Genomic DNA, 23,178 nt, shown 5'->3' with positions numbered 1-23,178 from the left:
GCGGGGGCGCTTACCGGAGGGCGGGTAGCAGGAGGGCCGCTACCAGCACCATTCCCGCCAGCACCCAGGCCACGTAGTCGCCGATGTGCCCGGAGTGCAGGCGGCGCAGCGGCGCCGCCCAGCGGGCCGGTTCGACCGGTCCCCCCGGCCTGCGTACGGCCCACCAGGCCAGGACGCAGGCCAGGGCGGCGGACAGCAGCCCCAAGCCGGCGCCCACCATGGACCAGTGCGGTCCGGGCGTCGGCACGGGGGCGGCCGAGGGCGTGCCGAGGACGGCGGCCGCGTAACCCGCCCGGTCGGTGAAGGCGTCCGCCGCCCGGCCGGCCGCCGCGTGCAGGCCCGGTAGGAGGCCGACGGCCAGCGTGCCCGCCAGCAGGGCGACCGGTACGGCCAGCATGGTGTCGGGGATGCGGCTCAGCGGGCCCGCGGTCTCGGGCTGTTCGTCCTTGCCGCTGGTCTCGTCCGGGCAGTTCCCCTCGGGGACGGCGTCGTCGGGTCGTACGCCCAGCCCCAGGAAGACCCGTGCCCCGGCGCGCAGCACCGCTCCCCCGGTGACCGCCGAGACCAGCACGAACACGGCGGCCGGCCAGCCTCCCACCGCTTCCTCGGCGACGGCCTTGCCCAGTCCGGTGCCGAAGGGCGGCAGTCCGGCCAGGGCGAGCCCGCCCGTGGCGTAGACCACGCCGATCAGGGGGAGTTCCCGGCCGCGGGCGTACAGTTCGAGTTCGTCGACGCTGCGGAAGCGGTCGAGGAGGATGCCGGTGGCCGCGAACAGCGCGGCCTTCACACCCGCGTGCCCGAGGACGTACAGGGCCGTGCCGCCGGTGCCTTCCGGTGTCATGGCGGCGAGCCCGATCAGGAACAGGCCGGTGTGCGCGACGGTCGAGAAGGCCAGCAGCCGCTTGAGGTGGCGTTGCTGCCAGCACATGAGCGCGCCGGCGAGGGCGGTGAGCGTGCCGAGGGCCAGGAGCATCCGGTGCGCGTCGGCCGTGGGGATGCCGCCGGGACCCGCGAAGACGGTCCAGTAGACGCGGGCCGTGCCGTACACGCCGAGTTCGACCATGACGCCGGACAGCAGCATGCACACGGGGGTGGGCGCGACGGCGTGCGCGTCCGGGAGCCAGAAGTGGAAGGGCACCACCGCCGCCTTGACGAGCAGGCCGGTCAGCACGAGGACGAAGGCGGTCAGGACGAGCGCGTCCGGCCCGCCGGGGTGGGCGTCCAGGCGGCTGCCGATCTGGGCGAAGCCGAGTTCGCCGGTGCGTCCGTACAGCAGGCCGACGCCGAGCAGGGTCGCGTAGCCGCCGAGGGAGTTGACGACGCCGAAGGTGAGCGCGCCCTGCACGGCGCGCTTCTCCTCGACGCGGTAGCCGGTGAGCGCGTACGCGACGACGCCCATCAGCTCGAAGAAGACGAACGCGTTGAAGAGGTCGCCGGTGAGCGCGAAGCCGCACATGCCCGCCTGGAAGATGAGGACGAGGGCGGGGAAGGTGCCGGCCTGGCGGTGCGGCGGCTCGTCGAAGTACCGCCAGGAGTAGGCGAGTACGGCCACGACGAGCAGGGAGGTGACGGTGGCCAGGCCGGCGCCGGTCCGGTCGCCGACCAGGACGATGCCGACGCCCGCGCCGCCGTGCGGGTGCCAGCCGCCCAGCCATTCGACGGCGTGCGCGCCCGGGCTGTCCGCCGCCGGGCTGCGCAGCAGTACGGACAGGGCCAGCGCCGCCGTGCCCGCCGCGCAGCCGGTGCCCGCGATCTCGGCGGCCCGGCGCGGCATCCGGCGGCCCGCCGCCACCAGGAAGGCGGCGCCGAGCAGCGGGAGGGCCACGACGAGGGGCAGGGTGGCGGCGGGGGTCAGGGTCACGGCCGCCGAGCCGGTGACGGCGCCGGTCGCGGTCACCCGCGCAGCTCCGAGAGTTCGTCCGGGTCGACGGTCCCGTGCCGCTTGCCCACCTGGACGACGAGGGCGAGCAGCAGCGCGGTGACCGTCGCGCCCACGACCACGTCGGTGAGCGTCAGCGCCTGGACGACGGGGTCGACGACCGGGCGGGTGCCGGGATCCAGGTCGGAGAAGACCGGCGCGGTGCCGCCGTCCCGGTAGCCGATGGCGAGCAGCAGGACGTACGTGGCTGCCTGGCAGACCGCCAGGCAGCCGACAGCGTGGATGAGGTTGCGGCTGGTGGCCAGGCCGTAACAGCCGATCAGGAAGATCCAGCCGGCGACGAGATACGGCAGCACGCTCATGCCGGCTCCTTCCCGGGCGGGGTGCCGCGGCCGCGGGTGCCCCCGCCGCCGTCGGTGATCTCGACGGCCTGGTCGAGGAAGGAGGCCAGCAGGACCACGACGCCGCCGGCGACCTCCACCCCGACGGCGGCGTTGAGCAGGGGGACCGTGCCGCCGGAGGCGAGGGTGTTGAAGGTGCCGTACGGGAGGAAGTTCGCCAGGTAGGCGGTGCCCGCGAGCAGGCCGGCGGCGCCCAGCAGGAGGTAGGCGGCCTCCCCCGCCGCGTCCGCCACCGCGTACAGGCCGACCGGCCTGATGCGTTCCAGCGCCCGGTAGTCCACGGCGACGTAGAGCAGGTGCAGGGCCGTGGCGATCACCACGCCGCCCTGGAAGCCGCCGCCGGGGCTGAGCTGGCCGTGGGCGACGACGTACAGGCCGATGAGCAGGGTCACCGGGAGCGCGACGAGCGCGTACCGGCGTACGGGCGGGGAGACGCGCGCCGGTTCGGGCCGTACGCGGTGTTCGTCGCGCGTCTGGCGGAGCAGCACGACGGTGCCGAGCGCCGCGCAGAAGAGGATCGATTCCTCGCCCAGGGTGTCGAAGGCCCGCTGGTCGAAGTTGACGGCCGAGACGACGTTGGAGGTGTGCCGGGCGAGGGCGGCCTGTACGGCGCGGACGCCGTACGGATGCCGGTCGCCGCCGAACTCCGGCAGCCCCAGGCTCGCGGCGGCCAGCAGCGCGGCCAGGCCCAGGACGCCGATCGCCAGTACCCACATCCGGGTCCGCCTGCTCACTGCCGCCCCTCCCCACGCCGGCCCCGGGCCGCTTCGCTGCTGCCGCCCGCGCGGCCCCTGCGCCGTACCTTCCGTACGGCGAGCAGCAGCATCAGCGGGGTGAGCGCGGAGCCGACGGCGAGTTGGGAGAGGGCGACGTCCGGCGCCTGGAGGACGGCGAAGAGGATGGCGAGGGAGAGTCCGAGGAGCGCCAGCACGGTGGACTGCCGGACCGGGTCGCGTGCCAGTACGGCGGCGGTGGCGGCCGCCGCGACCAGCGCCAGGGACAGCACGATCAGCGCGTCACCCATGGGCAGCGCCACCCCCTTCGCGCGACAGCGCGCGCGTGGAGACGATGTTCCCTCCGACTAGTAGCACCCCGATGGCCAGGAGTTTCACCATCGCCCTGCCCGGCCCGGCCGCCACGCACAGCGGCAGCACCACCAGCGGGACGGCGACCGCGGCGAGCGGTGTCATGGCGCGTTCGAGGGCGCGTACGACACGGTCGTGCGCGGGCCGCTCGGTCAGTTCGTCGGCGAGCAGCCGGGCGTAGACGAGCGTTCCCGCGGGCCCGAGGACCGCGAGGACGAGGGCCAGGTCCACGTACGCGGGCCGCTCGTAGCCCTGGGCGAGCAGCAGCACGACCAGGCAAGCGGCCAGGGTCGCGAGGTTCTGCGCCATGACCCGCCGCCGTACGGGGCCGCCGGCCGCGCCCCACACCGTGGGCGCGAAGCCGACGAGGAGCAGAAGTGCGGCGGCGAACAGCCAGCCGTTCATCGGGGCCGCCCCTCCCCCGGGCCGGCGTGCGGCCGGCGGCCGGTGGCGGCGGCCCGGCGTGCGGCGCGGGCGGCGAAGGCGCCGAGCAGGGCGGCTGCCGCGCCGACGGCGCACTCCAGCGTGTCCAGGCTGCTGACCAGCACCAGCCACAGCCCGGCCAGCGCGGCCCACCAGACGGCCAGTTCCACGGCCGCCGCAGCGGTCGGTCTCACCACACCGGACATGTGCTCACCACCGGACATGCGCTCACCTCCGGCCTCGCGTACCCGGCCGTCAGGTTCTCATGCGACGCACCGTCACCGGACAAACCGCGCCGAACGGGCCATCCGGACGGGGCACCGCACTAACGCGCCCCGGCCGCCCCCGCCTCGGCCACCACCTCGGGATCCTCCGCCGCGGCGGCCAGCACCACGTCCAGCAGCCCGGGGAAGCGCGCCTCCAGGTCCTCGCGCCGCAGGTGCATCAGCAGGCGGCGCCCTTCGCGCCGTTGGTGCAGGACGCCGCTCTCGCGCAGCACGCGCCAGTGATGGCTGGCGGTGGACTTCGACACCTCGGGCAGGAGCTCGCCGCAGGATCGCTCGGCGCCGTGCGCGAGCCGGTGCACGATGCGCAGCCGGATCGGGTGCGCGAACGCCTCCAGGACGTCCGCGATGCGTAGTTCGGCACGGTCGGGGTGACTCAGTACAGCCATGCTCCGAGCGTACGCGGACGGACGGACACCCGGCCGCGGCCGGACCTGCCTCCGCACCGCCGGACACCCCAAGTGCTACAGTTCTAGTACATACGAACTGACGAACTGACACCCGACCCGAACCCGAACCGAACCCGACACGAAGGAGCACCACCCTCATGACGATCTACGAGGACAACTACTCCCTCGGCAAGCAGTTCCACGCCGCGCTCGCCACCGGCGACTGGGACCTGATCCGCTCGCTCCTGCACGAGGACGCGACCTGGGAGCTGCCCGGCTCGAACACGATCTCCGGTACGGCGCACGGCGCGGACGCGGTCGTCGAGCGCGCCCGGAAGATCGCCGGGTACGGCCTGAACTTCGCCCTGCTCCACATCCTGGTGAGCCCGCGCAACATGGCGCTGTCCCTGCACAACACCGCCCAGCGCGGCGACGTGGTCCTGGACGAGCACCTCTCGACGGTGTGCACCGTGCGCGACGGCCGGATCGCGGCCATCGAGACCTACCTCTCCGACGTGGACGGCATGAACGCCTTCTTCGTCTGAGGCAGGACCAGCACCGACGGGTGGTGGAGCGCCACTTCCGTGGGCACGAGCCGGGTGGCGGCCGCCGGCGGCTCGTCCGTACCGGTGTTGCGGGCGAAGCGCGGATGGGCGCCGCCGCTGACCTGGAGCCTGATGCGGTGTCCGGCCGCGAAGGTGTACGCGGTGGGGCTCGTCGTCACCGTGACGGCGGCCGGTCCCGGCCCGGCGGGCCGCAGCCGCCGCAGCCCGTCGCAGACGTTCGTCGAGCGGCCCCGCGCGTCGACGTCGCAGAGCCGGACGAAGACGTCGGCGTGACCGGTGTCCGCGCCCACCCGGAGTTCCACGCCGGCCGCTCCCAGGACGTCGACCGGCTCGGTGAGCGGCGCGGTGGTGAAGGTCAGCACGTCGTCCCTGGCCTCCAGGGACGCGTTGTCCTGGGGTCCGGCCTTTCCCGACAGCAGCGGCCCGCCGACCGAGGGCGTCGGGTCGGCCGGGTCGTAACGGAAGGCCAGCGGCGGCGCGGCCGCGGGAGCCCGGTCGCCCAGTGTGCCGTCATCGGCGAGATACCAGCGGCGGTCCGCCGCGGCCGGCGGCCAGTCGGCGAGGTCGCGCCACTCCCGGCGGCCGCCGACGTGCACCCGCACCCTCGCCTCCCGCAGCCCGGACGGGTCGCCGCACAGGTGGGCCCGCAGCCAGGCGAGGCTGTCGGCGAAGACCTCGGGCCAGCCTTCCTGCATCGCGGAGTTGTGCGTCCAGGGACCGACGAGCAGGGTGGCGTCGCAGCCGGCGCCGCGCAGTCTTTCGTACTGCCGCAGCGTCTGGTCGAGGAAGACGTCGTGCCAGCCGGTGACCAGGCTGGTCGGTACGGACAGCCGCTCGGCCGCGGCCCCGGCGTCCGCCCCGTGCCAGTGCGCGTCGGCCGCGTCGGGGTGGGCCATGGCCGCGTCCAGGAAGGGCACCCGGCCGCCCATGCCGGGCACGTACGCCTCACCGAGGGGAAGCGTGTGCGTGGCCTTCCCGAGGTGGCGTCGCAGCCGTAGCGCGGCCCGCAGGAAGTTCGCCGTGCCCCGCCCGTAGTGCAGTCGGCCCATGGCGGAGACCAGGGCGTTTTCCAGGGCGAAGGCGCCGGACGAGTGGAAGAAGCCGTGCACGTCGTGCAGGCCGACCTGGATCACCATCGCGCGCAACTCGGGCGGCGGGTCCAGGGCCAGGGCCCACTGGGCGTAGCCGAGGGCGCTGGGGCCGGTCGTCCCCAGGACGCCGGTGAACCAGGGCTGCTCGCGCAGCCACGCGACGGTGGCCTGGCCGTCGGCGGCTTCGTGCTGCCACAGCGCGTACTCCCCGCCGGAGCCGCCGGTGCCGCGGCAGCTCTGCAGGACGACGTGGAAGCCCTGCTCGGCGAGGAGTACGCCGTACATGGGCGCCCACGGGATGCCCCGGCCGTAGGGCGAGCGCACCAGGACCGTGGGGAAGTCGCCGCCGGCCAGGGGGAAGTAGTGGTCGGTCAGCAGCGGGCTGCCGTCGGCGGCGGGCACCACGAGACCGGGCTCGTACGCGGCGTCGTGGCGCTTGGGGGGCATGCCGCGCAGGGTGCGCCGCAGGGCGCGGGTGCGCAGGGGTGGCTTCTTCGCCGAGGGGTGGTACGTCGCCGTCGTCACGGTGCCTCGATTCCTGGTGCGGGACCGGCTTATTTCTCGTACTGCGTACGAGAATAGCGGATGATTGGATGGCGGCCACCAGCAGAGAGAGGTTGCCGTGACCCGTACAGGCCCGTCCGGCCGCAGCGCCGGGGTGGATCCCGAAGCGCTCTGGGCACCCGCCGAACGCCCGCGGCGCGGGCGGCCGCCGGCCCACAGCCGCGCCGCGATCACCACGGCGGCCGTCGCCCTCGCCGACGCCGAGGGGCTCGCCGCCGTCACGATGCGCGCGGTCGCCGCCCGGATCGGGGCCGGCACGATGTCCCTCTACAGCTACGTCCCCAACAAGGAGACGCTGCTGGAGCTGATGATCGACCACGTGAGCGGCGACCACCGGCTGCCGCCGGAACCCTCCGGCGACTGGCGTGCGGACCTGCGGCAGTTCGCCCACGAACAGCGCGCGATCATGCGGCGGCACCCCTGGCTGCCGGCGGCACTGCCCGCGCGGCAGACATTCGGCCCGAACACCCTCGCCGCATTGGAGTACGCGCTCGCCGCACTCGCACCCGCGGGCCTGGGCGGCCAGGCCGGGCTGGAGATCTTCAGCCTGCTCTCCAACTTCGTGGCCGGCCACGTCACGCACGAGCTCGCCCAGGAGGAGGCCGCGGGCCACAGCACCCGCGAGTTCCACGACGCACAGGCCCGCTACCTGCGGTCCGCCGCCGTCGCCGAGACGTATCCGTTGGTTGCCGGGGCCCTGACGGCACCGGACGACGCCCCGGGACACGACGCCACGTTCGGCCGCCTCCTCGACCGCATGATCAACGGGCTGACGGCGTCCGGCTGAGCAACGGGCCCCGCGAACCCGCAGTTTGGGCCGGCCGGGCCGCGGAGATTGACCGTGGGAGGCGCCATAAGGAGGCGGTCACCATGGCCCCGAAGGTCCCCACGGCCCGGCCGACCGACACGTTCGCCCTGCCGGTCGCCGGTGTCGCGTCGGCCCTGCTCGTCATCGGCCTGATGCTCGGCGGCGGACGGGCACACCCGGCGCTCTCGGCCGCCGCCTTCGCCGCCCTGGCAGCCGCGGTCGCGGCCCTGTCCCGGCCGGGCAGGGCCCTGGCCGCCGCCGTGGTGTGCTGGCTGTTCCTCGACGGGTTCCTCGTCAACCGCGGCGGCGACCTGGCGTGGCACGCGGCCGACCGCGTGGACCTGACCGTCGTACTGCTCTCGGGCCTGGCGGGCACCGCGGCCACCGCCTGCGCCCGCGCGCTCGCCCCCGGCTCGGCGGCCCGCACCGCCTGGTCCTGGCTACGCACCCGGCGCCCAAGGGACGCCGCCCGCACCCACGCCACCTGAGCCCACACCACCCGAACCCGCCGACGACCTGCGCGCGGACCGCGCCGAAACACCACCCGCGACCCAACTCCCGCGCCCCGCCGGACCTATACCCGCCACTCTTTGGCAAGTTCTATACAGGCAGCGGTAGTTGAGGTCATCAGCGTGTTGCTCTTGGTGCGCGTGCAGCTTAGAGTTACGCGAAGGCTGTTGACTGAAAGGAGTCAAGATGGCACTGATTCACGCTCCGGTGGGAAGTGGTGACGAGGGTCTCCTCATGGCGTGGTTCATTTCCTGATTCTCCTGGCGCTAATTTCGACATGGTGGCACGCATCATCAGCGCATCCCGAGAATTCAATTCGGGCAGCACAATCAGGACCGTTCCGTGGCCGGCACTGGTGCGGGGCGAAGACCTCACGGGTGACTGCTGCGGGTTCGGCTACGGACAGTTGACGGATTCCGCGACCGCTACCCCGGTCGGCTGAGCATGGCCGACCGGAAAACGAAATTCACCGGGCGCCTGGCCGACAGCGCCATGGGAGTGCGCGGGTTCCGATTCCTCTGGGCCGGGCAAGCGGTCAGCGCCGTGGGTGACCAGTTCTTCACCATCGCCGTGTCTCTCCGGGTGATCGAGGTTGGCGGTGACGCCGGCGATGTCGGGCTGGTGATCGGCGGCCGGATGCTCGCCACGGTCCTCTTCGCGCTCCTCGGCGGTGTGTGGGCAGATCGTGTGCCCCGGCGGTGGGCGATGACGGCCGCCGACGGATTCCGGCTGGCGGCCATCACCGTGGTGGTACTGGGAGCGTTCGACACGGCAACGCTCTCGCTCGCCGTGATGACCTTCCTGGTGGGCAGCGGCGAGGCGTTCTTCCGCCCCGCGTACGGCGGTCTGGTGCCCTCGCTCGTTCCCGAGGACCGCCTGCTCAGCGCCAACGTGTGGCGCAGCGGCATGGAGAGCGCCGCAGCCGTGGTGGGGCCGGCGCTCGGCGGTCTGCTGGTGGCCACTGCCGGTACCCGGGTGGCCTTCGCCGTCAACGCGGCCTCCTTCGCGGTCAGCCTGCTGTGCGTTCTCGCGGTCACCGAACCGCCGATGAAGCAGCCGGAAGCCCGCTCGTCCGTCATCCGGGAAACCCGGGAAGGGCTGTCGGCGGTGCGCCGCGTCCGCTGGGCGTCGGCCATTCTCGCCATGACCGCGGTCCAGACCATGTTCGTCGTCGCGCCTCACATGGTCCTCCTGCCGATCATCACGCAGGAAAAGTTCTCCGGGGCGTCTTCCTACGGCCTGGTGCTCGCCATGTTCAGCGTGAGCGGCCTCATCGGCACCATCGTCATCGGACGCGTCCGGCTGAAGCGCCCCGGAACGAGCGCGATGATTTTCAACGCGCTCTTCACCACCGTTCCCCTCGTCCTGCTCGCTCCCTTCTCACTGTGGTGGCTGGTGGGCGGCTACGTCATCGCCGGACTCGCGATGATGCCTTTCAACGCCCTTCTGCACACCGCACTGCAACGCCAGTTCCCCCCGGAACTTCTCGGCCGGGTCAGCTCGGTCGACTGGCTGTGCAGCCTCGCCCTGTTGCCAGTCGGCCTCGCTTGCACCGGGCCGCTGGCAGACGCGCTGGGTCGCACGACCGTACTTGCCGCCGCCGCGGTCGTACAGCTCACCACCTCGCTGCTGGTGCTGCTTGTGCCCGGGGTGCGTGATTTCCACCAGGATGAACAGCCGGTGGGCGAATACGCGGAGGTAAGCGATGGGTGATGACGCGGCTCACGCTTCCGGGACCACGGCGGAGCCCGCACGTATCGCAGACCTGATGCGCAGTGTGGACACTGCCGGGTCCATGCCTCCGCTTGCGCACATCGCATTCGACGGGCCGCCGCGGCACAGACCTGGGAGAACTCGGAGTTTCAGATCGCACTGCCGCCCCTCCCGAGCGCCGGCGTCCTTCTAAAGTGCTGCTCATGGACATGGGAGCGGCACTGATCGCGATAGTCGGGGTTGCAGGGACCCTTGGGGGCGCGTTGCTCACTCAGCGGGGTGCCGACCGGACCAAGCGGCGCGAGCTGGAACTGAGCCGCGCTATCCAGGAGGCGCGCGAGGATCGCGAGCTGCGCCGCAGGAACTACACCGACCTGCACCGAGATGCTCGGCAGTTCGCCACGGCTCTCAGCCGGCACCTCTACGTCATACGGGACCGTGCGGTCGCGGACGAGGACGTGCGGGCGCTGGAGGGAGCCAAGGACGCTCAGCGGAACGGCTGGTCCGAGGCCATCATGATCGCCCCTGGTGCGGTGCTCGCGGCGGCCCGGGAGGTGAACGGGGCATTGACCCGTGTCCATGGGCAGGTGAAGCGTCTGGAGCAGGGGAACCCGCGACCGGGCGAGACGCTGCAAACGGCCGCAGAAGCGCAGCAGGCGCTCTGGCCACTGATCCACGCCATGGGGGACGCCATGCGTCACGACCTCGGAATTCCCGGCGGGATAGAAGCCACGTTGCGAGACGCGGAGACACGTCACCCGGGGGTGCAAGACGACATGCCCGGTGCCGCCCGGACAGGCACCGGCCGGACGACTCGGGAGTAGTTGTCCGGGGTCGTCCGAGGCCGAAGCCGGGGGACGGCGGGTGGCCGTGCTCGGTGGCCGTGTCCGCGATCTGCCGCCAAGTCCCCGAGGGGGCGTCAGCTGCCGGGCGGAATCCGCCCCGGCGATAGGATGCCCCGGCGGAGCGCCCCGGTGACCGCCGCGCCCGTGTCCCGTACGGCCCCACCTGCGGAAAGGCAGTCGACCCCATGACGGCACACTTCACCGGCAGCGCGTCCTTCGAGCCGCGGGGGCCGTGGCTCGGGCCGGGGGTGGTGGTGCTGACGGGCATTCAGGCGGCCGGGAAGTCCACCGTGGCGCAGGCGCTCTCGGAGCGGCTGGCGCGGTCGGTGCACCTGCGCGGCGACACGTTCCGGCGCATGGTCGTCCGGGGCCGGGCCGAGATGACGCCGGACGCCGGCGAGGCGGCCGTCGCCCAGTTGCGCCTGCGGCACCGGCTGACCGCCGTCTGCGCCGACCAGTACGCGCAGGCGGGGTTCACCGTCGTCGCCCAGGACATCCTGCTCGGCGAGCACCTCACCGAGATGGCCGAGCACATCAGGACCCGCCCGCTGGCGGTGATCGTGCTGGCCCCGAGCCCGGCGGTGGTCGAGGCGCGGGAGGCGGGCCGGGCGAAGAGCGCCTACGGCCCCGCGTTCGGCGTGCGCGACCTCGATACGGCGCTGCGCGAGGGCACCCCGCGGATCGGGTTGTGGCTGGACACCTCGGACCAGACCGTGGACCAGACCGTGAACGAGATCCTGGCCCGCGCCTGGACCGAGGGCGCCATCGCCTGAGCGAGGGCAGCGGGCACGGGCCCCGCTCCCCCGGCAGGCCCCGCGGCCGCCGCCCTGCCGCCGTACGGGAGCGGTGTGGTCGCCGGTACGGGTGAGTGGCCGGTACCCGTTCGGCTTGGATGTCGGCGAGGCTCCTCCGACCGGGTGAAGCGTGCGCACGAGGGGTCGTGGAGGTCACTAAGGTGCCCGCCATGACCACATCCCAGGCCTCAACCGGCAACCTCCCGCTCAACCAGCTGGGCACGCTCATGATGATCGGGTGGAGCGGCGCGCACCCCGAGGACGGTCACGATGTCCCCTTCCTGCTCGCCTACTCCCTCGGAGACGGCAAGGACGGCCCCGAGGCCGGGTCGGAGGCCATGGGCAAGATGCTCGGCCAGGCCGGGCTGCTGGTCGGCGGCGAGCTCCAGGACGCGTCCCGCACCCCTTCCCTTCCGCTGACGCTGATCGTCGAGGCCGGCCGGGCGGTGCTGACGATGCCGGTCTTCAGCGCGCAGTGCCTGGTGCCGCCGGAGTGGCTGGCGGCGGCCGACTACCGCGGGCAGGTGTACGGCATGTTCGCCACCCGGCCGTGGCCCGAGGCGCGGCCCGGCGGCCCGGTCAGCGAGGACATGCTGCGGGCCTTCGCCGGCGACGAGTCCGTGATCAAGAGTTCCGCGCACTGCCTGATTCCCGTGCGCAGCCTGCAGGGCAAGTCGGCGTAGGGCGTCGCCCGCGGCCCCGCGCCGCCCCGGATGCGGAACCGGCCGGACGCGGTGACCCTGGAAGGGTGGGGGCGTCAGCGGTGAGGAGGACGACTCATGTCCGTGATGGACAAGCTCAAGCAGATGCTCAAGGGCCACGAGGACCAGGCCGGCAAGGGCATCGACAAGGCCGGCGATTTCGTCGACGACAAGAGCCAGGGCAAGTACAGCGGCCAGGTCGACACGGCCCAGGACAAGCTCAAGAGCCAGTTCGGCAGGGATCAGGGCCAGGACCAGCCGCCGCAGTCCTGATCGCGCGCCGTCCCGGGCCGGACCCCGTCCGACGGGGCCCGGCCCGGGACGTTCGCGTGCCCGGAACGTCACGTCAAGAGAAATCGCTCGACTTCACCCGTTCGAGCGATACGTGCTTGCCTGATCGATTCTCCTCTTGCGCCTCCGGCTACGGTTTTTCCGCACCCCGGTCCCCGGTGCCACCAGCCAGCAGCCGCTTTGCGGCCCGCGCATCCGGTAGGGGGCGACATGGCGGAACGCACCGTCGACGGGGCCTTGCACACGTATACGGTCGGCGACCAGTTCGTACTCGCGTTCCGAGGCGAACTCGACCTCGCTCTGGCGCTGGCACTGCAGCCCGGCATAGACGACTCCCTGCCGTCCCGCCCGGAGACCGTGGTCGTCAATCTGTGCCAGGTCGGCTTCATGGACTGCAGCGGGCTGGCCCTGCTCTGCCGCCTCCGCGAGCGGGTGACCGAGCGCGGCGGCCGGCTGGTGCTGCTGGGTCCGCGCCCGATAGTGCGCCGGCTGCTGCGCCTCGCGCCGCTCGACGAGCGGTTCGTCGTGATCGAGCGGCTGCTGCCCGCCCGCACGCTCAACTGACGCCGCGGACGGGCGCGCCTCCGGGCCGCCTCCCCGCGCCTACAGGAAGTCGACTCCCTGGGCGAGCGGCAGGGAGTCCGAGTAGTTGACCGTGGTGGTGACCCGGCGCATGTACGAACGCCAGGCGTCGGAGCCGGACTCCCGGCCGCCGCCGGTCTCCTTCTCGCCGCCGAACGCGCCGCCGATCTCCGCGCCCGAGGTGCCGATGTTGACGTTGGCGATGCCGCAGTCGGAGCCGTCGGCGGCCAGGAAGCGTTCGGCCTCCCGCTGGTCGCGGGTGAAGATGCCGGACGACAGGCCCTGGGGCACGTCGTTGTGCAGCGCGACGGCCTCGTCGAAGGTGCGGTAGGTCAGGACGTACAGGATCGGTGCGAAGGTCTCCGCGCGGACGACGGCGGTCTGCGCGGGCATCCGCACCACCGCGGGCCTGGCGTAGGCGGCGCCCGGCGCCTGTTCCGCCAGCCGCAGGTCGCCGCCGGTGAGCACGGTGCCGCCGTCCGACCTGGCGGCGTCCAGGGCCTTGGTCATGGCGGCGTGGGAGCCGGGGCCGATCAGCGGCCCGACGAGGGTCGCGTCGTCGAAGGGGTTGCCGACGGGCAGCCGCTCGTAGGCGTGCACGATCCGCTCCGTCAGCCGGTCCGCGACGTCCTCGTGGACGATCAGGCGGCGCAGGGTCGTGCAGCGCTGGCCCGCGGTACCGGCGGCGGAGAACACGATGCCCCGTACGGCGAGCTCCAGGTCGGCGGACGGCGTGACGACGACGGCGTTGTTGCCGCCGAGTTCGAGCAGGCAGCGGCCGAAGCGGGCGGCCACCCGCGGCGCCACCTCGCGGCCCATCGGCACCGAACCGGTGGCGCTGACCAGGGCGATCCGCGGGTCGTCGACGAGGAGCGCGCCCGTGTCCCGGCCGCCGAGCAGCAGCCGGTGCAGCGCGCCCGGCGCGCCCGTGTCGGCGATCGCGCGGGCGAGCAGGGCGTCGCAGGCCAGCGCGGTGAGCGGGGTCCGCTCGGAGGGCTTCCACACCACCGGGTCGCCGCAGACCAGGGCGATGGCGGTGTTCCACGACCAGACGGCGACGGGGAAGTTGAACGCGGAGAGCACCGCGGCCACGCCGAGCGGGTGCCAGGTTTCCGCGAGGCGGTGGCCCGGCCGTTCGCTGGTCATGGTGCGCCCGTAGAGCTGCCGGGACAGCCCGACGGCGAAGTCGCAGATGTCGATCATTTCGCGGACCTCGCCCAGCGCCTCGGAACGGATCTTGCCGGCCTCGATGGTGACCAGGTCGGCGAGATCGTCCTGATGGGCGGTGAGGAGTTCGCCGAGGCGCTTGACCAGCGCGCCGCGCCGGGGCGCCGGGACGGTGCGCCACTCGCGGAACGCCGCTTCGGCGGCGGTGATCGCGGCGTCGGCCGCCTCGGCGGTGGCGGCGGGCAGCCGGTACAGGACGCCGCCGGTGACGGGCGTACGGGCGGTGATGCCGACGCCCTCAGGGACGGCTGCCACGCCGCAGCGGAGCAGCCGTCGCGCGGCCCGGTCGCGGAGTTCCTCGGTGCTGGGGAGCTGGGTGCGGGTGCTCACGGGGCGGCTCCTTCGGTACGGGGCGGCGGGGAGGGGCGCGGGGCGGTCGCGCGGGACGCGAGGGCGCGGCGGGCGTCGTCCGCGCCCAGGGCCTCCAGTGCGTGCCGCAGGGCGGCGTACTGCTGGGCGGCGTAGATCTCGAAGGGGTCGTGCACGGGGCGTTCGAGGATCGCGGAGAGCCGGTGCTCGTCGTAGGGCGTGCCGGTGCGGGCGGCGTCCCGGGTGCCCTGGCCGGTGAGGTTGGAGCGGAAGATACCGGCGGCCGAGCGGGGCAGGAAGTCCTCGTAGACGATCGGGTGGGCGGTCAGCCAGCCGTGGTCCAGCAGCCCGGCGAGGTCCGCGGGCGGCCGCCGCCCGTCGCGCGGGCGCGCTGCCGCCGGGCGGAAGGTGAAGAAGGCCAGTTCCCCGGTGGCGAGCAGGCGTTCCTCTCGCGGGAAGCCGGCCTCCCACACCTCGCGGGCCACGTCCTGGCGGGCGGCCCGGCCGTCCTCGGCGAGCCGCCGGTCCGTCTCCGCGCAGAGCGCGTCGTACCGGGCGCGGCCCGCGCGGCTCAGTGCGACGCCGCGCGCCTCGACCTCGCCGAAGCGGACCCGCAGCGAGCCGGTGGTCACGCTGCCGTCCGGTTCGCGGAACCTGCGGAGCTCGTCCAGGGCGCGGAACGAGGTCTGCCGCAGCAGGACGTCGGGCCCGTCCCAGCGCGGCGGGCCCTGGATCTCGTCGATCATCGTGACGCCCCGGTCCGCCATCCGCCGGTACAGCGCGTCGATGTCCAGCACCCGCGGCGTGAGGTGGTTGACGTGGGTACGGGTCACCCCGCCGATGTCGGCGGCGACCGCGGAGACGCGGGCGAGTTCGGCGTACCAGGCGCGGTCGACCGGCTCAGGGGAGAGCTTGAAGGCGGCGACCGCCAGGGTGAGGAAGCGTTCCGCCTCCTCCGGTGCGAGGCCGTGCTCCCGCTCGGCGCGGGCGGCGAGCGGGAGCAGTTCCGGCGGGAAGAGGGTGCGGCGGGACAGGAACGCCTCCAGCCGGGCCTGGAGCCCGGCGTCGAAGAACCGGCGGTCCGCCGTGGTGAGCAGGGAGGTGAAGACGCGGAAGGGGTTGCGGGCGAGTTCGCCGGGTTCGACCGGCCGGAACGCGGTGGAGACTACCGGTACCGCGCTGCCGGTCGCGTCCCGCAGGTCGTAGAAGCCCACCGGGCGCATGCCCAGGGCGGCGAAGACCTGGGCGGCCTGGCGCAGTTCCCGCGGCGTGCCGACGCGGATGGCGCCGTGCCGCTCGGCGGTGACCCGTTCGAGGCCGCCCAGCCGCCCCGCGTCCGGGTTCCGGCGCGCCACCTCGTCGTTCACCTCGCCCGTCACGTCCAGAAGGGTGGTGTACGCGGGGACCTCGGTGCCGTACAGGGCGGAGAGCCGGCGGGCGAAGGCGGCGCGCAGCCGCCAGGTGGGGATCATGCGGACCTCCCGGTTGGTGGGCCGGTTGCCGGTGCGTCAGATGATGTGCGCTTCCGGGCGGCCGCCCCGAGGCCCGCCGCCCGCCGTGTCCCCCTTGCCCGCCCGGCCTTCGAACCGGGTGGCGGCCAGCGGCCCGACGTCGAGGAACGGCTCCCGGCCCAGGTAGAGGTCGCGGACCAACTCCCCCACCGCGGGCGCCTGGAGGAAGCCGTGGCCGGAGAAGCCGGTGGCGTACAGGAACCGGCCGGCGTCCGCCGACTCGCCGATGAGCGCGTTGTTGTCGGGCGTGGTCTCGTACAGGCCGGCCCAGCCGTGGCTGACCGGCACCGCGGCCAGGGCGGGCGCCCGCCGTGCGACGGCCGTACGGAAGGGTTCCAGCCACTCCCGGCTGAACTCCCGGCCGAAGCCCGGTTTCTGGCGCGGGTCCGACATGCCCAGCAGCAGCCCGTCCGCGCCGTCGTTGTGGAAGTAGGCGGTCGTGGCGAAGTCGAGGGTGAACGGGATACGGGGCGGCGCCGGGTGGAGCGGCCCGGTGAACGCGATCTGCCGGCGTACCGGGGTGACGGGCAGCCGTACGCCGGCCATCGCGCCGACCTCCGCCGACCAGGCGCCCGCACAGCAGATCACCGCGCCGGTGCGCACCGTGCCGTGCGGGGTGCGGACGGCGCGCACGGTGCCGCCCGACGTCTCGATCGCGGTGACGGGGCAGTGCGTACGGACGGCCGCGCCCCGCCGTACGGCCGCGCGCAGGTAGCCGGTCACCGCCGCCCCCGGCAGTGCGTAGCCGTCGGTGGGGCAGTACGCGGCGGCGAGGATGCGGTCCGGGTCGAGGTAGGGGCACAGCGCGGCGGCCTCGGCAGGACCGATGAGCCGGCTCGGCACGCCGAGCGCGTTCTGCGCCGCCACCCCCGCCGCGAACAGGCCGCGTTCGGTGGCGTCGCCGAGCAGGAAGAGGTAGCCGACGCTCGCCAGGCCGATGTCGGCGCCGGGCCGCTCGCCGAACGCCCGCCACGCCTCCAGGCTGCGCCGGCCGATCCGGATGTTGAGCGGGTCGGAGAACTGGGCGCGTACGCCGCCGATGGGCTTGCCCGAGGAGCCGGCGGCGGGCCGGTCGCGCTCCAGCAGGAGCACGCCCGCGACGCCGGCCTCGGCCAGGTGGAACGCGATGCTCGCCCCGAGCACGCCGCCGCCGACGATCACGACGGCGGCGCGTGCGGGGACGGGCGCGGAAGCCGTGCTGGGGTGCATGCGGACACCTTTCCTTCGGCGCGCCGGGCGAGCCGCGCCGGTCACCGGCGCAGGTCGTCCACGAGCGTAGGCGACGGGCGGGGGATCTCGCCGAAGTCCTCGTCGTCGCCGGCGACGGTGAGGCGGTTGATGACGCTCTCCAGGGCGGCGGGCAGGGTCGGCGCCAGGCCGCTGTGCCACTGGACGAGCAGGGCGTGCCGGGCGGCGTCGGGCAGCAAGTGCTGTGCGTCGAAGGCGGCGGGCGGCGGCGGTTCCTCGTCGGGGTCGTGCGCGGCCTGCGTGCGCCAGTAGGCGGCGTCGCGGAACTCGCCGCGCCGGCGGTGGGAGAGGTACAGGCAGTAGGCGGCGGTGCGGCTGCCGCCGCCGGCGCCGAACCGCCACCAGAAGTCGGCGGCCTCGGCGCGTCCGGTGATGTGCAGCAGACAGCCGAAGACCAGGGCCCCTTCGGGGTCGATGCGGTGGTCGTCGACCAGCCGGGCGAGGCTGTCCGCTGCCGCGGCCGCGTTGACCACCAGGGCGCAGGCCAGGTCGAGTTCGTGGGTGGCCTCGTCGTGGGCGCTCGGGTAGGCGGTGGGCGCCGGGGCGTCCGGGCGCGGCGCGGCCGGGTAGGCGGCCCCGGTGTGCGCGTCGGCGCCGGTGTCGCGGGTGAGCCGGTCGCGTGCCGCCGCGGTGTCGTAGGAGCCGTAGGAATCGGCGAGGACGTCGGCGGCTGCTGCCAGCAGGGACTCGATGGTCTCCCGGCCGGCCTGGCGGGTGTGCGGCATGGGTCACTTCCCCTTCGTGGGGCCCGGTTCGATGCCGAGTGCGGCGGCGAGCCGGCGTTTGCCGCGGCTCGCGTGGGAGCGGACGGTGGCCTCGTCGACACCGAGCAGGGCGGCTATCTGGTCGTCGGAGTACCCGACGACATGGCGCAGCACGATCACGTCGCACTGCCGTTCGGGCAGGCGTGCGATCGCCTCGTACAGGCCCAACTGGCTCTCCAGGAGGGCGAACTGCTGCTGGCACTCGCGCAGCAGGGCGCGGGTGACGACGGCGAAGGCCGCGCTCTCGGTCAGCGCGGTGGCCCGCCCGTGCCGGCAGAGCCAGTCCACGACGGACTCCTTGAGGACGGCCCAGGCGTAGGCGTCGACCGAGGACTGCTTGAGCGCGTACGGCCAGCACAGCCGTAAGCGCTGGTAGGCGGTGCCGGTGACCTCCAGAGCCGCGTCCTCGGTGCCGGTGTGCAGGTAGGAGTAGGCAAGCCATTTGCGGTAGTGCGTCTCGTGGAACGCCTCGAAGGCGACGGCCAGGCGCCGGCCGGCCTGTCGCAGCTGTTCGCCGGCCGGTGGCGGCGGGCGGTGGGTCACGGGTGCCCCTGTCCGCCGTCACGGCCGGCGCCGGGCACGCGGGCGGTGACGGGCAGCGGGAGGAGGGCGTACCGGTACGTACTCACGTGAAGTCCTCGTTCCGTTCGCCGCGGTCCGGGAGTCCGGCGGGCCCCGGCATCAGCGGGAGGGCGCGGCGGCCCTCCCTTCCAATGAACCGGAAAACCCGCCCCGTTGTGGCACCGACCGCCAAGAAATCTCGCCGTACGCGTTCATGTGATTACTTGGGGCGGCGCGGCCCGGCCCGCGTCGCCCCCGGGCGAATGACCGGGGACACGCAGGGTAGTGCTCTGGCGGCAGCCCGGCAGCCGTACAGGGGAGGCGGACCGCGATGAGCGAGCAGCACGGCGAACCGGTGGTGGACCTGCAACTGGACCGCGCCCACTCGGCCCGCATCTACGACTACCTGCTCGGCGGCAAGACCAACTTCCTCGCCGACCGCACCGCCGCCGGCAGCGTGCTCGCCGTCTTCCCCGCGGCGCTGGTCGCCGCGCGGGTCAACCGGGAGTTCATGCACCGCACCACCCGCGTCTTCGCGCGGGCGGGCCTGCGCCAGTTCCTGGACGTCGGTACCGGCATCCCCACCCCGCCCAACCTGCACGAGATCGCCCAGGACATCGCGCCGGACGCCCGTGTCGTCTACACGGACAACGACCCCATCGTGCTGGCCCACGCCGCCGCGCTGCTGCGCAGTACGCCGGAGGGCCGTACGGCCTACCTCCAGGCCGACGTCACCGACCCGGCCGCCATCGTCACCGCGCCCCGGGTCCGCGAGACCCTCGACCTCGCCCGCCCGGTCGCGCTGAGCCTCAACGCCCTCATGCACTTCGTGCCGGACGGCGGGCAGGACCGGGCGCACCGGGTCGTCGAACACCTCAAGGCGGCCCTGCCCAGCGGCAGCATGCTGGCGATGACCCATGGCACCGCCGACTTCGCCCCCGAGGCGATGGGCCGGATCCTGGAGATCTACGCCGCTGCGGGAACGTCGGTGCAATACCGTACGGAGGCCGAGTTCACCCGCTTCTTCGACGGCTGGGAGCTGCTGGAGCCCGGTGTCACCCTGTCCCACCAGTGGCGCCCCGACGACCCCGGCGACGCCACGCACGTCACGGACGCGGAGGCCGCCAGTTACGCGGCGGTCGCGCGCAAACCCTGACGGCGGGCGCCCTACGCGCCGTTGCCCTGCTGGTAGGAGAACCCGGGCGGTGGCCGCAGCCCCTGGATGCTCGGGAGGTGGAAGAGGAGTTCCGTCGTCGTCTGGGTGGTCGTGTGGAGCGCTTCCGGGATTCCCGCGGCCTCCGCGGTGGTCTGGGCCGTGGAGACGACCGAGCCCGCCAGGAGGGCCGCTGCGGCGATTTTCTTGATCATGCCCTGCACAACGAGCGTCCCGGCGCGCGGGTCACCCCGCCGCCCGCACCGGTGTGCGGAAGGCGGGGTGCGGGCGGGATGCCGGGCGACGGCCCGGCGGGCGTCCGTAGCCGTTCAGGACTCGCGGTCGCCCTTGTTCTTGAGGGAGTCCCGCATACCCTGGAGGTTGCCCTTGGCCTCGTCCGCCGCGTCCTTGGCCTTGCCCTTGGCCTGGTCGGTCCGGCCCTCGCCCTTCATCCGGTCGTTGCCGGTGACCTTGCCCGTCATCTCCTTGGCCTTGCCCTTGGCCTTGTCCATGGCGCTCTCGCCCATGACGTACTCCCTACGGTCCGCTGGTGGGACCCCCCACGCTGCCGCAGCCGGGCGGCGGGCGCATCCGGAGGCGGCTACCGGTAGCGCGCGGGGCCGGCGGCCGGCGGCCCCGCCGTTCACCCGTTCGCCCGTTCCGGATCGCAGCCCGCACGCGGGGCTCCTAGCGTCCGTACGGCGGAGCGTCTTGCCTGCGTGACCCGCGGCCGAAGGAGTTCGACATGCGCCGGCTCATCGCCGTACCGACCGCACTGCTCGCCCTCGCCGTCGCGGGGTGCGGCGGCAGCGGCCCCGACGACACCGCGGCGTCCCCCGCCGCCACCGGCTCCGCGCCGGGCGCGAGCCCCACCAAGAGCCTCACCGCAAGCCCGTCGGGGGACCCGGGAGCCACCGGCGGCCCCGGCCCGTCCGGCTCCGGCACGGCCGTCCCGGGGCAGCCGCTGGACTGCGGGGCGCTGCCGGACGCCATGGGCGAGGGCCTGACCGCACACCTGTTCTCCGGGCCCGGCGCCGGGCCGACGGCCGGCTGCGCCGAGGCGCGGAGCGTGATGGCCGAGTTCTTCCGCAAGGCCGACGCCGGCCGGCCCTCGCTGACCGTACGGGGCTGGGAGTGCCAGTACGAGAACGGGCCCACCGGCACCTGGCTGAGCAGCTGCCGCAAGGACGGCGGCCGGCAGCAGATGCACACGGAGGAGGCGGACCGCTCGGCGCCGCCGGACGGGCCGGGGCAGTCGCCGGGCGACCCCGGCGCGCCCGGGGAGCCCGGCGCCCCCGGCCTGCCGGGCGGCGAGGAGTCCCAGACCTCGATCCGCCTCCCGTGGGCACCGGTGTGAGCGGCGGCCGCCGGTACGGCGGGCGAGCGGGCGCTAAGCCCTTTCGATCCCCTCGAACCACGCCGGGCCGTCGTCCAGGGCCATCTTGATCCGGGCCACCGCGAACTCCTCCAGCTCCGGCAGGGCGTCCAGCGCGAACCAGCCCACCTCCAGCGACTCGTCGTCGTTGACGGCGGCCTCGCCGCCGACCGCGCGGCAGCGCAGCGAGACGTCCATGAACTGGCACTCGTCGCCGTTGGGGTACCGGACCCGCTGCAGCGCCTCGACGAGGATCACCCGCTCGGGCACGACGTGCACCGCGGTCTCCTCGAACACCTCGCGGACCGCGGTCTGCGCCGGCTGCTCCCCCGGCTCCGGGATTCCGCCGATGATCGACCACATACCGTTATCGGCTCTGCGGCCCAGCAGGACCCGGCCGCGGTCGTCGAAGACCACGGCGCTCACGCCCGGCAGCCACAGGAGCTGATGGCCGATGCCGGCCCTGATGTCACGGATGAAGTCGGGTGTCGCCATACCCGGCACCCTAACGACCACCGGTTAACGGGAGCGTTGCGTGCCCGCCGCGCGCAGGTGGGCGCTTACGGGCTCAGGCGCCCGCCGCGCGGCCCTTGTCCGTCCCGCACCTGCCGCGGATGCAGCGCACCGCGTTCTCCGCGTCGTCCACCGTGATCGTGAAGCTGCGGCCGTCGCCGAGCCGGAGCACCACCGCCTCGCCCCGCCTCACGACCACGGCCGTGCCCTGTTCGGGGCGCCAGCGGTAGCCCCAGCCGCCCCAGTGGCGCGGGGTGACCCGGGGCGCGAAATCCGCGCCGACGACGTGCTCCAGCGGGATCCGGCGGCGGGGCAGGCCCATGTGCCCGCACCGCACCTCCAGGCAGTCCTTGTCGACCCGGACGGCCACGTGGACGAAGGCGAGGGTGCCGAAGAGCACCAGCAGACCGGCCAGGACGCAGCCCACCACCGACATCAGCAGCGGTGCCAGTCCTGAGGTCCAGGCGCTGTCGACGGCCAGTTCGATGCCGAGCGCCATGCAGGCCGCACCGATGCCGGCCAGCAGCCACTGCACGCGGTTGGTGGCACGTCCGTGCCACACCTCGGGGACGTCAGCGGGGCCCGGGGGGTCGGGGTGACTGCCGGAGCCCCCGCCGTTGCCGTCACCGACGGGGCTGCCGTGCTTGCCGGGGGCTGCTGCCCCCTCGTGGGGGTGGTCCCTCATACGACGCAGCGTACGCGCCTTTGCCCGCCCTGGCAGCGTGTCGCGCGCCTTGGGGGGCTTCAGTGGCGGACGGGTTCGCCGGCAGCCAGGAGCCGCCCCTCGGCGTAGGCGAGCGCGGCCTCGGGGAGCCGCCCGGGGCGGCCGCTGAGAAGCACGGTGACGCTGCCGGCCGGTTCGGCCGAGGGCGCCGGGTCGGCGCCGATCCGGCGCAGGGCCTGGGCGGCGACCGCCTCGGCGGAGCCGAGCAGGACGAGCGCGGGAGCGCCCGGCTGCTGGAGGGCGGCGCGGATGCGCTCGGCGACCAGCTCGTAGTGGGTGCAGCCGAGGACGACGGTGCGGACGTCCCGCGGCGTGTGCGCGGCGGCGGCCGCGACGGCGGCGTCGATCGCGGCCTCGTCGGCGCTCTCGACGGCGTCGGCCAGGCCGGGGCAGGGCACGCCGGTGACCTCGACGCCTGAGGCGAACCGTTCGATCAGGTCCCGCTGGTACGGGCTGCCGGTGGTGGCCGGCGTGGCCCAGATGGCGACGGGCCCGCCGGTGGCGGCGGCGGGCTTGATGGCCGGGACGGTGCCGATGACCGGCAGTCCGGGCTCCAGCTCGGCGCGCAGGGCGGGCAGGGCGTGCACGGAGGCGGTGTTGCAGGCGACGATCAGGGCGTCCGGGCGGTGCGCGGCGGCGGCGCGCGCGACGGCGAGCGCGTGTGCCGCGATGTCGTGCGGCGGGCGCGGGCCCCAGGGCATGCCGTCCGGGTCGGAGGAGATGACCAGGTCCGCGTCGGGCCGCAGCCGCCGTACCGCGGCGGCCGCCGCGAGCAGGCCGGTACCGGAGTCCATGAGCGCGATCTTCACCCGGACACTTTACGCCGGGCCGCCCGGTACTTGTCATACCGGTGATCGCCGTCCGCGG

General features: G+C 73.9%; 29 protein-coding genes. 11 read left to right on the top strand and 18 right to left on the bottom strand.

Going from position 1 to position 23,178, the window contains the following annotated elements; translation table 11 throughout:
• Positions 1-10: 10 nt before the first annotated feature.
• The 7 genes from ACH4OW_RS05210 to ACH4OW_RS05180 all read right to left on the bottom strand — a co-directional run bounded on the left by ACH4OW_RS05210 (position 11) and on the right by ACH4OW_RS05180 (position 4,461).
• Entirely contained in the window at positions 11-1,855 is a 1,845-nt protein-coding gene (locus tag ACH4OW_RS05210; RefSeq protein ID WP_398025240.1) for a complex I subunit 5 family protein, read from the bottom strand.
• Between the two features lie 38 nt (positions 1,856-1,893).
• A complete protein-coding gene (locus tag ACH4OW_RS05205) occupies positions 1,894-2,241 on the bottom strand; it encodes a cation:proton antiporter subunit C (RefSeq protein ID WP_360138123.1) in 348 nt (115 codons plus the stop codon).
• Positions 2,238-3,014, bottom strand: a complete 777-nt coding sequence (gene mbhE / locus ACH4OW_RS05200) for a hydrogen gas-evolving membrane-bound hydrogenase subunit E (protein WP_398025062.1) — start codon at positions 3,012-3,014, stop codon at positions 2,238-2,240. Before mbhE ends, ACH4OW_RS05205 begins: the two co-directional genes overlap by 4 nt.
• A complete protein-coding gene (locus tag ACH4OW_RS05195) occupies positions 3,011-3,304 on the bottom strand; it encodes a DUF4040 domain-containing protein (RefSeq protein ID WP_360138129.1) in 294 nt (97 codons plus the stop codon). Before ACH4OW_RS05195 ends, mbhE begins: the two co-directional genes overlap by 4 nt.
• Complete coding sequence (locus ACH4OW_RS05190; RefSeq protein WP_398025058.1) at positions 3,297-3,770, bottom strand: MrpF/PhaF family protein; 474 nt, start codon at positions 3,768-3,770, stop codon at positions 3,297-3,299. Before ACH4OW_RS05190 ends, ACH4OW_RS05195 begins: the two co-directional genes overlap by 8 nt.
• On the bottom strand, positions 3,767-4,012 hold the full coding sequence (locus tag ACH4OW_RS05185; protein WP_398025056.1) for a hypothetical protein: 246 nt from the start codon (positions 4,010-4,012) through the stop codon (positions 3,767-3,769). The genes ACH4OW_RS05190 and ACH4OW_RS05185 overlap by 4 nt, the downstream gene beginning before the upstream one ends.
• Before the next feature lie 101 nt (positions 4,013-4,113).
• Complete coding sequence (locus tag ACH4OW_RS05180) at positions 4,114-4,461, bottom strand: ArsR/SmtB family transcription factor (RefSeq protein WP_398025054.1); 348 nt, start codon at positions 4,459-4,461, stop codon at positions 4,114-4,116.
• Positions 4,462-4,619: 158 nt separating this feature from the next.
• Between ACH4OW_RS05180 and ACH4OW_RS05175 the strand changes: the two genes are divergently transcribed.
• On the top strand, positions 4,620-5,006 hold the full coding sequence (locus tag ACH4OW_RS05175) for a nuclear transport factor 2 family protein (protein WP_360138138.1): 387 nt from the start codon (positions 4,620-4,622) through the stop codon (positions 5,004-5,006).
• On the opposite strand, the gene ACH4OW_RS05170 is transcribed toward ACH4OW_RS05175, so the two are convergent.
• On the bottom strand, positions 4,964-6,643 hold the full coding sequence (locus tag ACH4OW_RS05170) for a CocE/NonD family hydrolase (RefSeq protein WP_398025052.1): 1,680 nt from the start codon (positions 6,641-6,643) through the stop codon (positions 4,964-4,966). The genes ACH4OW_RS05175 and ACH4OW_RS05170 overlap by 43 nt on opposite strands.
• A 97-nt stretch (positions 6,644-6,740) precedes the next feature.
• Between ACH4OW_RS05170 and ACH4OW_RS05165 the strand changes: the two genes are divergently transcribed.
• The 8 genes from ACH4OW_RS05165 to ACH4OW_RS05130 all read left to right on the top strand — a co-directional run bounded on the left by ACH4OW_RS05165 (position 6,741) and on the right by ACH4OW_RS05130 (position 12,908).
• Positions 6,741-7,469 (top strand): TetR/AcrR family transcriptional regulator, encoded by a 729-nt coding sequence (locus tag ACH4OW_RS05165; RefSeq protein ID WP_398025049.1) that lies wholly within the window; start codon positions 6,741-6,743, stop codon positions 7,467-7,469.
• Between the two features lie 83 nt (positions 7,470-7,552).
• A complete protein-coding gene (locus ACH4OW_RS05160) occupies positions 7,553-7,978 on the top strand; it encodes a DUF4118 domain-containing protein (RefSeq protein ID WP_398025046.1) in 426 nt (141 codons plus the stop codon).
• A 466-nt stretch (positions 7,979-8,444) separates the two neighbouring features.
• Positions 8,445-9,713 (top strand): MFS transporter, encoded by a 1,269-nt coding sequence (locus ACH4OW_RS05155; RefSeq protein WP_398025044.1) that lies wholly within the window; start codon positions 8,445-8,447, stop codon positions 9,711-9,713.
• Positions 9,714-9,916: 203 nt separating this feature from the next.
• Positions 9,917-10,537, top strand: coding sequence for a hypothetical protein (locus ACH4OW_RS05150; protein WP_398025042.1), 621 nt, complete (start codon positions 9,917-9,919; stop codon positions 10,535-10,537).
• Positions 10,538-10,743: 206 nt separating this feature from the next.
• Complete coding sequence (locus tag ACH4OW_RS05145) at positions 10,744-11,331, top strand: AAA family ATPase (RefSeq protein WP_398025040.1); 588 nt, start codon at positions 10,744-10,746, stop codon at positions 11,329-11,331.
• A 191-nt stretch (positions 11,332-11,522) separates the two neighbouring features.
• Complete coding sequence (locus ACH4OW_RS05140) at positions 11,523-12,035, top strand: DUF5949 family protein (RefSeq protein ID WP_360138152.1); 513 nt, start codon at positions 11,523-11,525, stop codon at positions 12,033-12,035.
• A gap of 96 nt (positions 12,036-12,131) precedes the next feature.
• Positions 12,132-12,326, top strand: a complete 195-nt coding sequence (locus ACH4OW_RS05135) for an antitoxin (RefSeq protein WP_360138155.1) — start codon at positions 12,132-12,134, stop codon at positions 12,324-12,326.
• Between the two features lie 228 nt (positions 12,327-12,554).
• Positions 12,555-12,908 carry an STAS domain-containing protein gene (locus ACH4OW_RS05130; protein ID WP_360138158.1) on the top strand — a complete coding sequence of 118 codons (354 nt, stop codon included), beginning with the start codon at positions 12,555-12,557 and terminating at the stop codon, positions 12,906-12,908.
• A 39-nt stretch (positions 12,909-12,947) separates the two neighbouring features.
• Here ACH4OW_RS05130 and ACH4OW_RS05125 read toward each other — a convergent pair whose 3' ends face one another.
• Genes ACH4OW_RS05125 through ACH4OW_RS05105 form a run of 5 tightly spaced genes read right to left on the bottom strand, consistent with a single transcriptional unit; the run spans position 12,948 to position 18,528 of the window.
• A complete protein-coding gene (locus tag ACH4OW_RS05125) occupies positions 12,948-14,483 on the bottom strand; it encodes an aldehyde dehydrogenase family protein (RefSeq protein WP_398025038.1) in 1,536 nt (511 codons plus the stop codon).
• Positions 14,480-15,934: a 2-oxoadipate dioxygenase/decarboxylase family protein gene (locus ACH4OW_RS05120; protein WP_398025035.1), complete on the bottom strand. Its 1,455-nt coding sequence runs from the start codon at positions 15,932-15,934 to the stop codon at positions 14,480-14,482. The genes ACH4OW_RS05125 and ACH4OW_RS05120 overlap by 4 nt, the downstream gene beginning before the upstream one ends.
• A 36-nt stretch (positions 15,935-15,970) precedes the next feature.
• Complete coding sequence (locus ACH4OW_RS05115) at positions 15,971-17,182, bottom strand: NAD(P)/FAD-dependent oxidoreductase (RefSeq protein ID WP_398025033.1); 1,212 nt, start codon at positions 17,180-17,182, stop codon at positions 15,971-15,973.
• A 41-nt stretch (positions 17,183-17,223) separates the two neighbouring features.
• Positions 17,224-17,946, bottom strand: a complete 723-nt coding sequence (locus ACH4OW_RS05110) for a hypothetical protein (RefSeq protein WP_360138170.1) — start codon at positions 17,944-17,946, stop codon at positions 17,224-17,226.
• A gap of 3 nt (positions 17,947-17,949) precedes the next feature.
• The gene (locus ACH4OW_RS05105; RefSeq protein ID WP_360138173.1) at positions 17,950-18,528 is read right to left on the bottom strand and encodes an RNA polymerase sigma factor; all 579 of its coding nucleotides are present in this window, start codon (positions 18,526-18,528) and stop codon (positions 17,950-17,952) included.
• 349 nt (positions 18,529-18,877) lie between these two features.
• Between ACH4OW_RS05105 and ACH4OW_RS05100 the strand changes: the two genes are divergently transcribed.
• A complete protein-coding gene (locus tag ACH4OW_RS05100) occupies positions 18,878-19,702 on the top strand; it encodes an SAM-dependent methyltransferase (protein WP_360138176.1) in 825 nt (274 codons plus the stop codon).
• Between the two features lie 11 nt (positions 19,703-19,713).
• Here the strand turns inward: ACH4OW_RS05100 and ACH4OW_RS05095 are convergent, their stop codons facing one another.
• Positions 19,714-19,914 (bottom strand): hypothetical protein, encoded by a 201-nt coding sequence (locus ACH4OW_RS05095; RefSeq protein WP_360138179.1) that lies wholly within the window; start codon positions 19,912-19,914, stop codon positions 19,714-19,716.
• Between the two features lie 114 nt (positions 19,915-20,028).
• Positions 20,029-20,226, bottom strand: a complete 198-nt coding sequence (locus ACH4OW_RS05090; RefSeq protein WP_360138181.1) for a CsbD family protein — start codon at positions 20,224-20,226, stop codon at positions 20,029-20,031.
• Between the two features lie 218 nt (positions 20,227-20,444).
• Between ACH4OW_RS05090 and ACH4OW_RS05085 the strand changes: the two genes are divergently transcribed.
• Positions 20,445-21,056: a hypothetical protein gene (locus tag ACH4OW_RS05085; protein WP_360138183.1), complete on the top strand. Its 612-nt coding sequence runs from the start codon at positions 20,445-20,447 to the stop codon at positions 21,054-21,056.
• 33 nt (positions 21,057-21,089) lie between these two features.
• Here the strand turns inward: ACH4OW_RS05085 and ACH4OW_RS05080 are convergent, their stop codons facing one another.
• The 3 genes from ACH4OW_RS05080 to ACH4OW_RS05070 form a co-directional block, all read right to left on the bottom strand.
• Positions 21,090-21,569 (bottom strand): NUDIX domain-containing protein, encoded by a 480-nt coding sequence (locus ACH4OW_RS05080; protein WP_360138186.1) that lies wholly within the window; start codon positions 21,567-21,569, stop codon positions 21,090-21,092.
• Positions 21,570-21,642: 73 nt separating this feature from the next.
• The gene (locus tag ACH4OW_RS05075; RefSeq protein WP_360138189.1) at positions 21,643-22,272 is read right to left on the bottom strand and encodes a hypothetical protein; all 630 of its coding nucleotides are present in this window, start codon (positions 22,270-22,272) and stop codon (positions 21,643-21,645) included.
• A gap of 59 nt (positions 22,273-22,331) precedes the next feature.
• Complete coding sequence (locus ACH4OW_RS05070) at positions 22,332-23,120, bottom strand: glutamate racemase (RefSeq protein WP_398025029.1); 789 nt, start codon at positions 23,118-23,120, stop codon at positions 22,332-22,334.
• Positions 23,121-23,178: the final 58 nt, after the last annotated feature.

The sequence above is a fragment of the Streptomyces sp. NPDC017056 genome, assembly GCF_044332485.1.
Lineage (GTDB): Bacteria > Actinomycetota > Actinomycetes > Streptomycetales > Streptomycetaceae > Streptomyces.
Note: the sequence above shows the minus strand (reverse complement) of the source record. Positions and strands in the feature narration are given on the sequence as shown.